This is a genomic window from Shewanella sp. Actino-trap-3 (assembly GCF_002836275.1).
GTDB classification, from domain to species: Bacteria; Pseudomonadota; Gammaproteobacteria; order Enterobacterales; family Shewanellaceae; genus Shewanella; species Shewanella psychromarinicola.
Map to the genome: position 1 here is coordinate 3,813,600 of NZ_PJCE01000001.1, position 14,623 is coordinate 3,828,222.

The window sequence follows — 14,623 nt, forward strand, 5'->3', positions numbered from 1 at the left end:
GGCACCATGGAACAAAACGACAGAAAGTTGTTTGTACTGGATACCAACGTGTTACTGCATGAACCTTTAGCGATATATTCGTTTAAAGAACATGACGTAATTATTCCCATGACTGTGTTAGAAGAACTCGATAGCATCAAGGATAGGAAGCGAGATGTCAGTCGTGATGCACGGGTTGCCATACGTGCATTAGAAGATATTTTGGGTGGTCCCACGACTCCGGAGCAAATTTTAAAAGGCGTTGCGTTGCCCACTCGTGAAGAACATTCAGACGTTTCTGGTCATTTGTCGATTTTCCCAGATCACCAAATAGAGTTTATTATCGGCTCACTACCCGGTGATAATAACGATAACCGCATTATCAACACCGCGCTGCATTTACAAAAAATCCATTCTCCCCGCACCGTGGTGTTAGTTACCAAAGACATTAACATGCGCTTAAAAGCCAAAGGCGCGGGTATTGAGCGAGTAGAAGATTACCGCAGCGATCAGTTGATTGATGATGTGCGATTTCTCGCCAAAGGCTTTTATCAATTCTCCGGAGATTTTTGGCAAAATGTCGATAAAGTGTCGACGGATCGTAAAGATCATCATACGGTTCATCAAGTGCCATTGGAGCATCTTGGTAATGAAAACTTTTACCTTAATCAGTATTTAATTGACGACAGTTCTGATTTTTGTGGCCGTGTTGCCAGTAAAACTGAGCAACATTTGCAGATAATTGATCGCGGCCGTGATCGCTTATTACATCATCAAGCGTGGGGGGTGAAACCGAAGAATATTTATCAAGGCATGGCGTTGGATGCTTTGCTGGACCCTGACATTGAATTGATTATTTTGACTGGCCCCGCGGGGTGCGGTAAGACGCTATTAGCCATGGCGGCGGCATTAGAACTGGTGGTTGAACGCAAGCGGTATGACAAAATCATTGTCACCCGTAACACTCCCGAAATTGCTGAATCAATAGGTTTTTTACCGGGCACCGAAGAAGAGAAAATGACCCCTTGGTTAGCCGCTATTACCGATACACTTGAAGTGCTGCATAAAAATGATGTTAATCCCAGTGGCAGTGTTAATTACATTATGGAGAAGGCTAACATTCAGTTTAAGTCGATTAACTTTATGCGTGGCCGCTCTATTCAAAACTCGGTGGTCATATTGGATGAATGCCAAAACTTAACCGCATCACAAATTAAAACCATGATCACGCGGATGGGCGAAGGGACTAAATTGATTTGCAGTGGTAATTTAGCCCAAATCGATTCGACTTACTTAACCGCGGTTACATCGGGATTAACCTACATGGTTGAACGTTTTAAAGACTTTGAAGGCAGTGCCAATATTTACCTTGATGGCGTGGTACGGTCGCGTTTAGCCGAGTTTGCAGAGAAACATTTGTAACCGTTTAACCGATTGAGATAGTGATCCCAAAGAGAGGTTCTCATATCCTGTGATATCAATAAGGTTACATTGCGTAACCTTATTAACTTTCTTATCAATGGCTTAAAATCAGTCTTAATCTTTGTTGTCTGTATTATAGCCATCGCATTCATTATCGCCGCTTATAGCGGCGATTCACATTGCGCTAATCAAGGCGAAGCCTTGAAGGCATAGTGTTGTTCAGCAACCACTGCTGCGTTGTTCTACCTCCTGCGTCAGACCTACATGGGAGGTTATTTTTTATGGCACAAAATAGACCATGCAATCGTACGTTTAAAAACGTCAACCCAGAGTCAAGTGATTTGAAACTTGGCCATTGCGCGGCTCAAGCGTTCCACTTCTGCGGTGGATTAACGTAAATGGTAATCGCCACGTTTGGATTAATTCACCTTAAACTGAAAGCTTGAGTGGCTCTGAATTGTTCAGATAATTAATGTGATTGGTATCACCTGCAGGTTGGACAAGTGCCTAAGGAGCCATTAATACATGTGCTTGAGCTTATCTTCCTGATATCATAATCATTCGTTTTTTATTGCCGATTATTTGGTGTTATTCGTTCGACAGCGAGTCTTCCTTTACGCTGTATCAAGGGTGGTTAATGAAACCGACTGAGCCAGACTTACAATTAAAATCTCCTATTCAACGTAATTATAACCGAGCGGTGTTTTACACCTATATCGGCGTGATTGTGATGGCCTTATTGACGGCAGGCATTATGTTTGAACGTCAAAAAGAGCAGCAAATTCAACAAAGAGAAGAACAAGTTGCTCGTCATGTTATGCAAATCGATTTATTGCTTGAGTCGAGTATTCGAGCGGTGAAAAGTTTGCGTGATGTGGCGGTGGATCATTTACGCTTGGGTGAATTTGTGCGTAAAGAGCGATTACCTCAATATGAAAAATTTAACGAAGATGGTCAGTATTTTACCTTAGAACCCAATTATGCCAACAGCGGCGTGCCGTTTACTAATATGGGGCGTATTACTGGCGCTGGGTCGTTAGATAATCGCAGTGAGAGCTTTTATCAAGAGCTTGAAATGCTATTTGAGCTATCATTATCCTTCCCTGTCGCCAAAGAAGCCGCCCCTAAAGCCTCATCGATTTATTATATTTCTAAGCGTCGAATGATGTCATTTTATCCATGGGAAAGTAATGACTTACGCTTTAGAGACGAACTGCTCAATAAGAAACAATTTCAACTATCAACGCCTTCAATGAACCCACAACGGAGTGTCTTTTGGAGCGAGGCATATATTGATTCGGCTCATCAAGGTTTAATTACCACGCTTGGGTTGCCAGTGTATCTAGCTGATGAGTTTATCGGTTCAATTAACCTCGACATGACCTTATCGTCGCTAGATAAGCAAATTCGCACCTATTTTAAAATGCCTGGCACAGTTATTTTGCTTGACCAGCAAAATAATATTTTATCTCACAGTGATTTCGACTCCAGTGAAATGAACAAGGTTTACCACATTAGTCAGCGTATTCCGGCTGAGTTACATTCATTATCTGAATCTGAGCTATTTGATGCCCACGAAGGCATTTTGCGAAACGGTTATTACATTCATAGTGTGGCACTGCATAACGCGCCTTGGCGATTACTGTATTTACAAGATGAAGATGATTTATTTAAAGACTCGTGGGACAAACTGCAACTGAGTTTTCTGTTCGTGGTGCTGGCCTTATCACTGTTAGTGACCATAGTGCATTGGCAGACTCGCCGTGCATTCGTCAGCCCTGCTTCTCGGTTGTTAACACACTTAGAAGCATGCTCACAAACACCGATCAGACCGCCTGAAAAAATAACCCGTGGTTGGGAGCCGTGGTTTGCATTAGTGAGCCGTATTTTTGAAGAGAACCGCCAGTATACTCTCCACTTAGCTGAACAAAATAAACGTCTGGACAACCTAGTGGCGCGGCGAACTCAGCGTTTACGCGAAACCACCGAACGACGCGAACGTGAATTTGCGTTATTGCGATCACTCATTGATTCGATCCCTGAAGCGATTGTGTTTAAAGACAAAGAAGGCAAATATTTAGGCTGTAATAAGTCAGCTGAACGAATGCTGGGCTACAGCGAAAATGAGATTATTGGCTTAACGTCATCAGAAGTGGTGAGCCCAGAGAAAGGCTTGCGCATTGGTGAAGAAGACAAGAAAGTACTGAGTCAGCAACATTCATTACGTTACCAAGAACGGGTCAATATTGAAGGCAAAGCGGTATTACTCGATACCTTTAAACTGCCATTTTATAATCGCCGTGGCGAACTATTAGGCTTGATTTCAGTTTGGCGCGATATTACTCGTGAATACGATGCTGCTGAGCAATTGCGTTTGTCTGAGCAGCGTTATCATCTTGCTATGGATGCGGTAGAAGATGGTTTGTGGGATTGGTATGTTGATTCCGAACAAATCATTTGTAATCCGGCCTTTTATTCGATGTTGGGTTATCAAGCCAACGAATTTCCACCATTACTGGCATCCATTGACGAATTGTATCACCCAGATGATCGTGATCGAGTGCAAGAATACCGCGCTCAGTATGTCCGCGATCCGGTTGGCACTTATGAAATTGAATTTAGAATGCGCGGTAAAAATGACCTGTATTACTGGGTGTTATCTCGTGGTCGTGCGGTTGAGTTTTCTGAGGACGGTTGCAGCAAGCGCATGTTAGGTACTCATAAAGATATTACTCGCCAGAAGAGTAATGAAGTTGCCTTGCTTGAAGCAAAACAAGAAGCCGAATTAGCCAACATGTATAAGAGTGAGTTTTTGGCCAATATGAGTCATGAAATTCGTACTCCAATGAATGCCATCATTGGGATGTTGCAGTTGGCGCAGCGCACAAGTTTAACCGTGCAGCAGCAAGATTACCTTAATAAAGCAGGGTTTTCGGCCCAATCGTTACTGCGAATTATTAATGATATTTTAGATTTTTCTAAAATCGAGGCTGGCAAATTAGAGTTAGAAAGAGTCGCTTTTCCACTGGATAAAGTGCTTGATCATGTGATTGATATTAATGCCATTAAAGCCCAAGAGAAAGGCGTTGAACTCTTGCTATATGCACCGGTAACGGCGGGATTAATTTTAAACGGTGATCCGCTGCGTTTAGGCCAAGTTTTAGTCAATTTATTGTCCAATGCGGTTAAATTTACCCAAACGGGTGAGGTTGAGCTGGGTTGTGAAGACGTGGGTGAGCGTGACGACCGTATTACGCTGAAGTTCTGGGTGCGTGATACCGGTATTGGTATTAATAAAGATCATCAAGCAATGCTGTTTGATGCCTTTTCGCAAGCCGATGGCTCAACCACGCGTAAATACGGCGGTACAGGCTTAGGTTTGTCGATTAGTAAACATTTGGTGTCCATGATGGGCGGCACTATGCAAGTTGAGTCTGAAATGGGCACGGGCAGTAAGTTCAGTTTTACGATTAGTTTTGAAATTGCCGAGGAACAAGTCGTCGAACCACTTGTGGTTCCAGAACAATTAAATAATCTCACTACACTGGTGGTTGACGATAACCCAAGCGCATTACAAATATATTCAGCATTGATGAAAGATTTTAGTTTTGGGGTGAACTCAGCTAACAGTGGCCCAAAAGCACTGGATATGTTGCGTAAAAAACCGGTCGATTTATTGTTGTTAGACTGGATGATGCCAGAAATGAACGGCAGCGAGGTTATCACGGCGATTGATAAAATGGTCGAAGATGGTAGCTTAGCAAAACGGCCGATCATTATGTTAATGACCGCTTATGCCGCAGAGCCATTAGACCATGAGCTGCAAACAAAGTCGGTTTATGCGGTGTTACAAAAGCCGTTTAAAGCGTCGGCATTATTTGATGAGATTATTAACGCCTTTGCCAAAGAGCCTAAGCTTAATTCCATGCCGGTGATTATTGAAGCTGAACCTACTAAGGCATCGGGTTTGATCCTGTTGGTCGAAGATAACGTGATCAACCAACAAGTGGCATCTGAATTACTCAAAAGTGCCGGTTATGAAGTGGTGATTGCTGATAATGGTCAAGTCGCATTAGATATGATTGACTCTCAGCCGTTTGATGCGGTGTTAATGGATATTCAAATGCCGATCATGGATGGATTAACCGCTACTGCTGAATTACGCAAACGTTACAACAAAGAACAGATGCCCATCATCGCCATGACAGCACATGCCATGTCGGGTGATAAAGAAAAAAGTTTAGCCGCAGGTATGAATGCACACATTACTAAGCCGATAGTGCTTAGCGAATTATTTGAAACTTTATCTCATTGGATTAATTATAAAAATAATCATAAAGACGATTAGTATTTTTCGACGATAGGGTATTAACGACAGGGAAATTAATTATGATCCGCCGCAGTATTTCATTGGCATTGTTGCTGGCTATTACACCAGTAACGTTACTTTCTCACAGTGCGATAGCGGCCAGCGATGCCGCTCGAAAAATCATTAAGAGTGCTGAAGCGGCAAAAGGCTTTATTAATCTGTTTTATGACGCCAAATCTGCAGAGTTGTACCTGCAAGCGGATAAGCTTAATCAACCCTTTCTATTGATCACAAGCTTACCCCATGGCGTCGGTTCAAACGATATTGGCTTAGACCGTGGCCAGCTAGGCCAAACTCGGATGGTACAGTTTGAGCAACATGGCCCCTATGTCGTGTTAAAGCAGCTTAATACCCATTTTCGCGCCTCCAGTGATAACGTTGCCGAACGTCAAGCCGTAACACAAGCTTTTGCCGAGTCGATTTTATGGCGGGGTAAATTAGTGCAAGGTAAAACGGCGATAGTCGCAATTAATGACTTAGTGATCCATGATTTACATGGGGTGTCTGATGTATTAGCGGCAACCAAACAAGGTGAGTACAGCTTAGACAGCAGCCGCTCAGTGATTTTACCCCAAGGGATTAAGTCGTTTGAACGTAATGCCGATATTGATGTTAATTTAACCTTTAAGGCCAACAAAGCGGGCAAACAAGTGGCGCAAGTTACTCCAGACGGTAAATTGTTATCGGTGCGGGTGCGTTATTCATTTGTGCAACTCCCTGATGTTGGCTACCAGCCTCGCCGTTATCATCCCATGAGCGGTTATTGGTCCGATGAATATCTTGACTATTCAACCGCCATCGATCAACCGCTGACGCAACGTTATTTACTGCGTCACAGATTAGAAAAAGTGACCCCAGGAGACGCGTCCAGTAAGGTGGTGACCCCTATTGTGTATTACCTCGACCCAGGCGTTCCAGAGCCTATTCGAAGTGCATTACTCGAGGGTGCCCGCTGGTGGGAAACAGCCTTTACAAATGCCGGCTTTATTGATGGCTTTAAGGTTGAATTACTCCCCGAAGGCGCAGACCCTCAAGATATGCGCTATAACATGATCCAATGGGTGCACCGTGCCACGAGAGGCTGGTCATATGGCGCAGTTGTTACCGATCCTCGTACCGGTGAGATCATTAAAGGTAATGTCACGCTCGGCAGCTTAAGAGTTCGTCAAGACCATCTCATTGCGCGCGGGCTTACCGCAGGCTGGCCAGATCGACACGCCGCGGATAATGCGGCAATGGCATTATCACTTGCGCGTATTCGTCAGCTAGCTGCCCATGAAGTTGGCCATACATTAGGCCTTGATCATAATTTTGCCGCATCAACAAACGATAATGCTTCTGTGATGGATTATCCGCACCCCTATGTGAGTATTCAAGGCGATAAAATAGATATCTCAGCGCCATACAGTGAAGGGATTGGCGAGTGGGACAAATACACCATAGCCTATGGTTATGGTGACCCTTCACAGGCTGATGCGTTGTTAACCTCGACCTTGAGTAAAGGTTTTCGTTATATTGGCGAAGCAGATTCCCGCAGCGCAAACGCCAGCAATGCGTATGCCAGCTTATGGGATCGTGGTAACGATGCTGTCGCGGAGCTACTGCGGTTAGAGGCGGTGCGCCGTAAAGTCATTGACGATTTTAATTCAGATGCTTTATTAGCGGGTGAGCCTAATGGCGAATTAGCGGATGTATTTGTGCCTCTTTACTTGCTCACTCGTTACCAAATAGAAGCCGCCGCAAAGTGGATTGGCGGTGCTGATTACAGCTATCAACAGGTCGGTGCTGGTGTTCGTTGGAATTATATTCGCCCCAAAATGCAACTTGCTGCACTCGATTCATTACTGGCGAGTTTACAAAACTCAAGCTTATTGGTACCCAATAATGTGTTACAAGCATTGGTGCCTAAAGCGGGTAATTATCAAAAAACACGCGAAAGTTTCGGATCAAACTTAGGTGTTATCACCGATCCGGTGGCCATGGCAGAAGTGATGAGTCGCCATATTGTGTCGCAACTATTAACGCCTGAGCGTTTAAATCGAGTCAGTCAGGCCTATATGGGCGATAGTCAGCAGCTGTCGGTGGTTCAATTAATCGATAAGCTTGTTGGCATGAGTTTATACCAAGATTTACCGAGTGGCCAAGGCTTAGCAATACAAATGCGGGTGAATGCAGTGGTTATTGACAGTCTATTAGCGGCTTACCACAATCCTAAAACCGCCCCGGAAGTAAAAGCGCAGTTGGCCGCCAGAGTCGACTATATTGTCAAGCAGCTTAAACGGCGCAGTAATCGTGGTAGTGATTATCAATCGGCGCATTATGATTGGCTGTTCCAAGGTATTACCAAAGGAATGACGGATTCGACCTACCGATTAATTGCCAAGCCTGTGGACATGCCACCAGGTTCGCCAATTTAAGCACTACTAACTTAAGCGCTGCTGATTTAAGTGTTGCTAATTTAAGCACTGATATTACGCGACCTATAGAGGTCGCGTATTTCTGTGTATCACAGCAATAACCTAGTTTGTGTTTTAAGAGTGTGACACTTTTGTATTGAGCAAAATAGGTTCGTGAGTGATGACTTTAGGATTTTTAGGATAGAAATCATCTGCTTTACGCTCGATATGGCTAAATTGGCGGGTATTTTTGTAGGGCAGTTTCATAAACCCCGAAATGCCATGACCTTGAATTTTATTCGCCTGAGCAATAATGCGATCTAAACTAGCTCGAAATGAAGCTTGTTTACGTGGATTTAATAAACGTAAATAACTGTGAATTTTTAAATGATTAGGTAACGCTTCAAAAATAATACAACCGGTGTGATGGATTTGATTTAACCACCCTAGCTCGGTCATAATTTCTGCTGGTAGTTCCAAGTTTTCTTCCGGATCTTTACCGTCTTCAAAGTACGAGTGAAGGCGAGATTTGTCTTCTAAGGTGGGCACATCGCCGACTTCAAAAGGCATTTGCAGTTCACCGGTTATTTTATATTGATGCTCAGTACTTTTTCGCTCAAGGTGTAAGGTGTCTTTGGCATTAAAGAAGCAAGCTTTAAACACCCCAATTCGTTTAATTCCCCGCGCCATCGTCACCATATTATTAACCGCCAATATTAACGGCGCTTTCGTATCGGGATCGTAAATCGCTAAATTTGAGTCGATATACACGCCGGATTTTTGCCAATGTATCACCAGTCCACCGACAATAGGATATTGTGCCAGACGACCCACAGCGGCAATAAAGCCTTTTTCGGTATCAGCCATACCCGCCATAAAATTACGATAATATTTATCTAATTGCACATCATCCATTTTGGCAATAGGATCTTGGGTATTGTGCTCTTTTAAAAACGATTTCCGCGAACTGTAACTCACTGTTTCAACTGTTTTTGATCGCGGTTGAGCCCACACCGGAATATCTGGTGCTAACGGAGGGGTTGATAATATCGGTAAATGCATTCTATGGCTGTGGCGCAGACTTTTGAGAAAATAATCACCCGCCAGATTACGGCGTTCAACATCATCACTGAGCATTGCATCAAGTGTTTTTGCCAGTTCGATGGGCAGTCCAATGCTGGTGGCGGGAATGACTTTTTTGCCGAAACGGCTAATTTGTCCTGATGCGAGTGCATACAAGGTTGCTGCAGCGCCTTGCTCGTCAAATCTAGGGGTTGATAACGCGCCACTAAGTTGTTCGTCACCAATAAAATACACATCCCCCATGCGCGCATTAGTATGCTGTTGATCGCTTGATAGTAATGACATGACATTGTCATCAACCGCGCGGTTGTGTTCATCTCGCTGAGCAAAGACCGCAGAGCCCCAATCGATTAATGATAATTTGTCGGTTTCAATGTCATAAACTAAGTTAGACGGCTTAATATCGCCATGAACTAACGGTTTACCCTTACGCAGATAATATAAAATATTCGCCAATTGCCTTGCAATACTGACGATCATTATCGGTGGCAAAGCCCCTAATCGCTGGCAAATTTTGTCGAGGTCTTCGCCTTTAGCCCGCTCCATCACTAAAATACCCTGCTTACCGACGCGTTCAAATTTAATCGCTTCGGGTACGTTTGGATGTTTTACTTGGCTAAGCATATAGGCTTCTTCTTCTAGCCTATCTTGGACACTTTGAGGTAAATTTACCCTTGAGAATTTAAACACGTGTGACTGGCCAAACTCATTGATCCCCGCAAAAACAAAACCATAGGCACCCTTACCAATAAACTCAATGTGCTGATATCCCAGCTTACTCAACTGTTGCTTACACAGGCGGATCCAAGCCTTATGCTTGCGAGCGTCATTGGCGCTTAGCAGGTAGATAGACTGTTCTTCATTGATATAAAAATGTTGGAGTTGCGGTGTTTGCAAAGTAAACCTCCGTTGACGGTTAGTTCATTAAACCTTGATTAGCCTTACTGCGGCAAGTGCTTCTTATTTAAAACAAGCCATTTTATTCAAACACCAGCGCGGTCTATTTAAATAAAGCCACCTGTTTATCTAAAAACCACCACAGTATTTTCACCAATCAACGCTTTTTATTTACCAATGGCAGCTTCCTAGCTAAAAAAAACCGATAAGTAAACCTTGACCTATATCAAATCAAAATGGATCTACACTCGGTACTATTACAGCAAGAGTTAATTAACGCTTATGGCGAGAGGTTATTATGAATAATATCAATAAAGCTGAGCTTATTCAGCTGTTTAAGTTCCCACGGCAGCGAATTTTACAATCAATGGAAGTGACTCACTGCCCCCATGCGGTGTTTTTTAATGATAGTGATGAGCAATGCATTACCTGTCATCAGGGTGAAGAGTGTTTGTGGATTAATCATAATGATGAAATGGTCGCACTTGAGTTGAAGTCGATTGAGCAATTAACGCAGCAAATATTAATAGCGGTTGATTATATTGACTCTAATTTAAGTCCACATCATATGTCGCGCCGAAAGTGTCAATGTGAAAACTGTCGTTGGTTAAAACAAGTGCAAATGACCCTAGGCGGTAAAGCCTAGTCAGCTGAATGCCAAATCATCACTGGAGGTTGCATCCGGTTTTTTTAGTCTTTAAAGTAGCCAGTATCTCATTAGCAACTTGACTGAAGAATAGCATCATGGAACCCAGCTTTTGGCATGAAAAATGGCAATTACAACAAATCGGTTTTCATCAATACCAAGTGAACCCTTTTTTAGTAAAATATTGGCCGCGTATAGGCTTAACTGAAAATAGTAAGGTATTTGTTCCTTTATGTGGCAAATCGTTGGATATGTTTTATTTGGCCGAGAAACGTCATGGGGTGCTGGGGTGTGAATTAAATACCTTAGCGGTTGAACAATTTTTTACAGATAATGATCTTGCTTATCAAGTTACCCATACCGATGATCACGCGGTATTCTCTACAGATCAAGTGACCTTATATCAAGGTGATATTTTTACGTTGCCCACAAGTGTAACAGCATCTATTAATGGTTTTTATGATCGCGCTGCGCTGATTGCGTGGCCAGAAGCAATGCGTCAACAATATGTTAAAGCACTCGCTGCGCTTATTCCTGCCAATGTCAGTGGATTACTCATTACCCTTGATTACCCACAAGATAGCCTAAAAGGGCCACCATTTGCAGTCAGTCCAAGTTGGGTTGAAACCTATTTAAGGCCTTATTTCAATATTGAATTACTGGAGTGCGTGGACGTGTTGGCCGATAATCCGAGGTTTGTTAATAAACAGGTTCCTTGGCTTAATGAAGCTGTGTATAAATTGACTCGAAAGCCATAACATCGACCTAAAAAAACCTACCGATAAGCTCTGTAGGTTTTAATATAACGCTGATGAGGGTTTTAAGCAGCGTCTAGTGAGATTATCTAAGGATTATTTGGGGCCGTAAATCGACTTCACCGTCAGCATAAATAGCAGCAATATCATCTTGCTGGCAAATGACAGCCACAGGTCCTCTGGGCATATGACGCACAAATAATAATCGGTAGCCATAGCGATGTAAGTCGTAAAGTGCGAGTTTTTGATCCGCGGTGGTTAAATCCCAATGCTCGTCGTGATTCAGTACATCCTTGTTACGTCGATCATTAATTTGATATGCAACTTGAGTCATAATCCTTTCACCTAAGTCTTTTAAATTGTTTATTAATTGTTGACTGTATTACTATAACGATAAAACTTTTGAATGATAGTTTTTTGAACAGTTTTAGTATAAAAACTCCGAGTTATGTTAAGGCGAGCTCACATTCACATCAATATGGATATTCAGATGCTTAATTACATTGAACCAGTATTTCGCCCACCTTCAGAGGGGAAGTCATTAATTTTACAGGTCACCAATGGTTGCAGCTGGAATCAGTGTAGTTTTTGCGACATGTATACCCAACCTCAAAAACAGTTTCGAGCACAAAAGCTCGATAGAATTGAACTGGATATACTTACGGCAGCCGCATCTGGTTATCCATTTAGTCGGGTCTTTTTTGCTGACGGTGATGCGATGACGTTACCGTTTAATCGTTTAAAAGCCATTTGCGAACTCATTAATACTCATTTACCTCGAGTGACCCGGATTAGCAGCTATTGTTTACCGCGAAACCTTAATAATAAAACGGTCGAGCAATTATCCGAATTACGGGAAATGGGCTTATCCATTTTGTATATTGGCTGTGAAAGTGGTGATGACGAAGTGTTAAAACGAATTAATAAAGGCGAAACGTTTGCCTCATCCATAGCTGCGCTGCAGAAAATTAACCAAGCAGGCATCAAATCATCAGTAATGATTTTAATGGGCTTAGGTGGGGTGCCATTATCTCGTCAACACGCGATTGCATCGGCTGAATTAATGAATGCTGCTCAACCCGACTATTTATCGACACTGGTGGTGACATTACCGCTGGGAACAGAGCGAATGGATGAGGTGTTTGATGGTCAGTTTATATTGCCAGATCAAAGCGGTTTGCTGTCAGAGATGCACACCTTATTAAGTCACCTTAAGCTGGATAAAACGATTTTTCGTTCTGATCACGCCTCGAACTACCTAGTGCTTAAAGGTATTTTAGGTAAAGATAAGTCTGCATTAGTCACCCAAATCGAGCAGGCATTACACGGAATGATCCCGTTGCGACAAGAATGGCAACGGGGCTTGTAGCGGCGTTTACAATAATATTAGCCAGTTTAATCGAATAGGTGAATTAACTGGCCAGTGTTTTTCCGCTTAGTGACAGCCTTGACGATTGCTCGTCTTCAAAAATATTTTCAATGGGTAACTTAAACAATCGCGCTGCTTTAAAGGCTAATGGCAAACTAGGATCAAACTTACCTGTTTCGATCGCATTTGTCATAGCCAGTTGCACACCTGTAGTGAACCATTAAGTTCACTTACAGGTAAAAGTTTGACGAGTAATCACACTTCTTACGGCACTATTTTTGTATAGTGCCAAGGGCTTTAATGAGTCTCAGGACCCTGTAACAGTTTGTTTGTTGCAGTCGCTAATCATCTTCGAATATCTTGTTGATATGCATTGAAGGGCCTGTGAGTATCATCGCAGGATATTCAGTAACACCTTATAGTGTATCGATTCACTAAATAAAGCAGGACAGTGCTCCCCATGAAAACTAAAATTATATTAGACACAGATCCCGGTATTGATGATGTATTTGCTATTTTGTTTGCCCAAGCACATCCAGATATTGAACTTAAGGCCATCACCACGGTTTATGGTAATGCAACCATCGAAAACGCGACCCGTAACGCGCTATATATTAAGCAGAAATATCAATTACAAGCCGATGTCGTTACTGGTGCGAGTCAGCCCATTATTCGACCTCCGGTAGGTCCAACTGTGGTGGTTCATGGTGAAGGTGGTTTGGGTGATGTAAAAGTACCTGAAAATATTGAGGGCCAAGCAGACCCTCGTCCTGCCTATCAATACATTATCGATACCATTAAGGCAGAACCAGGAGAAATTACCTTGGTGGCCATCGGTCCGTTAACTAACCTTGCACTAGCACTTCAAGCCGATCCCAGCATTGTTGATTTAGTTAAAGAGGTCGTTATTATGGGCGGCGCCTTTGGTGAGAATAATCACCACGGTAATGTGACTCCGTTTGCCGAAGCAAATATTCATGATGATCCCCATGCTGCGGATATCGTGTTCACTGCCTCTTGGCCTGTGGTAGTGATTGGTTTAGATGTGACCGAGCAAAGCTTCTTCACCCGTGAGTATCTTGATCAATTGCGCGATGATGCTGGTGAAGTAGGGCAGTTTATCTGGGACATTAGCCGGTTCTACTTGAGGTTTTATAGTAAAAAAGTGGGTCTAGAGGCTTGCCATGTGCATGATCCATCGGCTATTGCCTATGTGATCAATCCCGAGCTGTTCACCCTAAGAGAAGGACCAATACGGGTCGTTACCGATGGTGTTGCCGAAGGGATGACCATTCAGAAGTTGGATAGCCGTGTTTATCCACACGATGAATGGATGGATAAGGCACCACAAAAGGTCGGTGTCGCGGTCAACAATATCGCATTATTGGAATTATACCGTCGCAGTATTATCGATTATGCAACAAGTTTGAAATAATCCATCTGGCTGATTAACCTATATGAATCGTAACCCGAATTCAGATAATAACGAGGCTGCCTACAGCTGCTAGAGCGACCTTAGGTATGCTAGATTTTAGGAATAGAGCGCCTGCGGCTGCTAGGACGACCTGCGGTCTTCGAGGACGCTACGCTTCTAGATCCTAGGTGCCTAAAACCTAGCACCTAGAAGGGGCGAAGCACCGCCTTCTGGCGAGCTTGCGAGTTCCTAGAACCTATCAGTCGCGAAGCGACGCTCTCTTATCTTCAATC

At 43.2% G+C, this 14,623-nt stretch carries 9 protein-coding genes and 1 pseudogene; 7 read left to right on the top strand and 3 right to left on the bottom strand.

Annotation, left to right across the window (positions count from 1 at the left end; genetic code table 11):
* The first annotated feature begins 6 nt into the window (after positions 1 to 6).
* The 3 genes from CXF80_RS16455 to CXF80_RS16465 all read left to right on the top strand — a co-directional run bounded on the left by CXF80_RS16455 (position 7) and on the right by CXF80_RS16465 (position 8,187).
* On the top strand, positions 7 to 1,401 hold the full coding sequence (locus CXF80_RS16455) for a PhoH family protein (protein ID WP_101034011.1): 1,395 nt from the start codon (positions 7 to 9) through the stop codon (positions 1,399 to 1,401).
* A 637-nt stretch (positions 1,402 to 2,038) separates the two neighbouring features.
* A complete protein-coding gene (locus CXF80_RS16460) occupies positions 2,039 to 5,749 on the top strand; it encodes a response regulator (RefSeq protein ID WP_101034012.1) in 3,711 nt (1,236 codons plus the stop codon).
* Between the two features lie 41 nt (positions 5,750 to 5,790).
* Positions 5,791 to 8,187, top strand: coding sequence for a zinc-dependent metalloprotease (locus tag CXF80_RS16465; protein ID WP_101034013.1), 2,397 nt, complete (start codon positions 5,791 to 5,793; stop codon positions 8,185 to 8,187).
* A gap of 114 nt (positions 8,188 to 8,301) precedes the next feature.
* Here the strand turns inward: CXF80_RS16465 and CXF80_RS16470 are convergent, their stop codons facing one another.
* Entirely contained in the window at positions 8,302 to 10,146 is a 1,845-nt protein-coding gene (locus CXF80_RS16470) for a serine/threonine protein kinase (RefSeq protein ID WP_101034014.1), read from the bottom strand.
* 298 nt (positions 10,147 to 10,444) lie between these two features.
* On the opposite strand from CXF80_RS16470, the gene CXF80_RS16475 reads away from it, so the two are divergent.
* The gene (locus CXF80_RS16475; protein WP_101034015.1) at positions 10,445 to 10,792 is read left to right on the top strand and encodes a hypothetical protein; all 348 of its coding nucleotides are present in this window, start codon (positions 10,445 to 10,447) and stop codon (positions 10,790 to 10,792) included.
* 98 nt (positions 10,793 to 10,890) lie between these two features.
* Positions 10,891 to 11,550: a thiopurine S-methyltransferase gene (locus CXF80_RS16480; protein ID WP_101034016.1), complete on the top strand. Its 660-nt coding sequence runs from the start codon at positions 10,891 to 10,893 to the stop codon at positions 11,548 to 11,550.
* 82 nt (positions 11,551 to 11,632) lie between these two features.
* Here the strand turns inward: CXF80_RS16480 and CXF80_RS16485 are convergent, their stop codons facing one another.
* Positions 11,633 to 11,881 carry a hypothetical protein gene (locus tag CXF80_RS16485; protein ID WP_101034017.1) on the bottom strand — a complete coding sequence of 83 codons (249 nt, stop codon included), beginning with the start codon at positions 11,879 to 11,881 and terminating at the stop codon, positions 11,633 to 11,635.
* Between the two features lie 156 nt (positions 11,882 to 12,037).
* On the opposite strand from CXF80_RS16485, the gene CXF80_RS16490 reads away from it, so the two are divergent.
* Positions 12,038 to 12,916 (top strand): radical SAM protein, encoded by an 879-nt coding sequence (locus CXF80_RS16490; RefSeq protein ID WP_101034018.1) that lies wholly within the window; start codon positions 12,038 to 12,040, stop codon positions 12,914 to 12,916.
* A gap of 43 nt (positions 12,917 to 12,959) precedes the next feature.
* Here the strand turns inward: CXF80_RS16490 and CXF80_RS20185 are convergent.
* Positions 12,960 to 13,103 (bottom strand): annotated as a pseudogene (locus CXF80_RS20185) (helix-turn-helix transcriptional regulator); the annotation flags it as partial.
* 273 nt (positions 13,104 to 13,376) lie between these two features.
* Here CXF80_RS20185 and CXF80_RS16495 point away from each other — a divergent pair.
* A complete protein-coding gene (locus tag CXF80_RS16495) occupies positions 13,377 to 14,351 on the top strand; it encodes a nucleoside hydrolase (protein WP_101034019.1) in 975 nt (324 codons plus the stop codon).
* Positions 14,352 to 14,623: the final 272 nt, after the last annotated feature.

What these genes read in the sequence shown, in the direction of transcription:
- CXF80_RS16480 (WP_101034016.1), top strand. Translation starts at nt 10,891, where the DNA reads ATGGAACCCAGCTTTTGGCATGAAAAATGGCAATTACAACAAATCGGT.
- CXF80_RS16485 (WP_101034017.1), bottom strand. Translation starts at nt 11,881, where the DNA reads ATGACTCAAGTTGCATATCAAATTAATGATCGACGTAACAAGGATGTA.
- CXF80_RS16475 (WP_101034015.1), top strand. Translation starts at nt 10,445, where the DNA reads ATGAATAATATCAATAAAGCTGAGCTTATTCAGCTGTTTAAGTTCCCA.
- CXF80_RS16455 (WP_101034011.1), top strand. Translation starts at nt 7, where the DNA reads ATGGAACAAAACGACAGAAAGTTGTTTGTACTGGATACCAACGTGTTA.
- CXF80_RS16495 (WP_101034019.1), top strand. Translation starts at nt 13,377, where the DNA reads ATGAAAACTAAAATTATATTAGACACAGATCCCGGTATTGATGATGTA.
- CXF80_RS16460 (WP_101034012.1), top strand. Translation starts at nt 2,039, where the DNA reads ATGAAACCGACTGAGCCAGACTTACAATTAAAATCTCCTATTCAACGT.
- CXF80_RS16465 (WP_101034013.1), top strand. Translation starts at nt 5,791, where the DNA reads ATGATCCGCCGCAGTATTTCATTGGCATTGTTGCTGGCTATTACACCA.
- CXF80_RS16490 (WP_101034018.1), top strand. Translation starts at nt 12,038, where the DNA reads ATGCTTAATTACATTGAACCAGTATTTCGCCCACCTTCAGAGGGGAAG.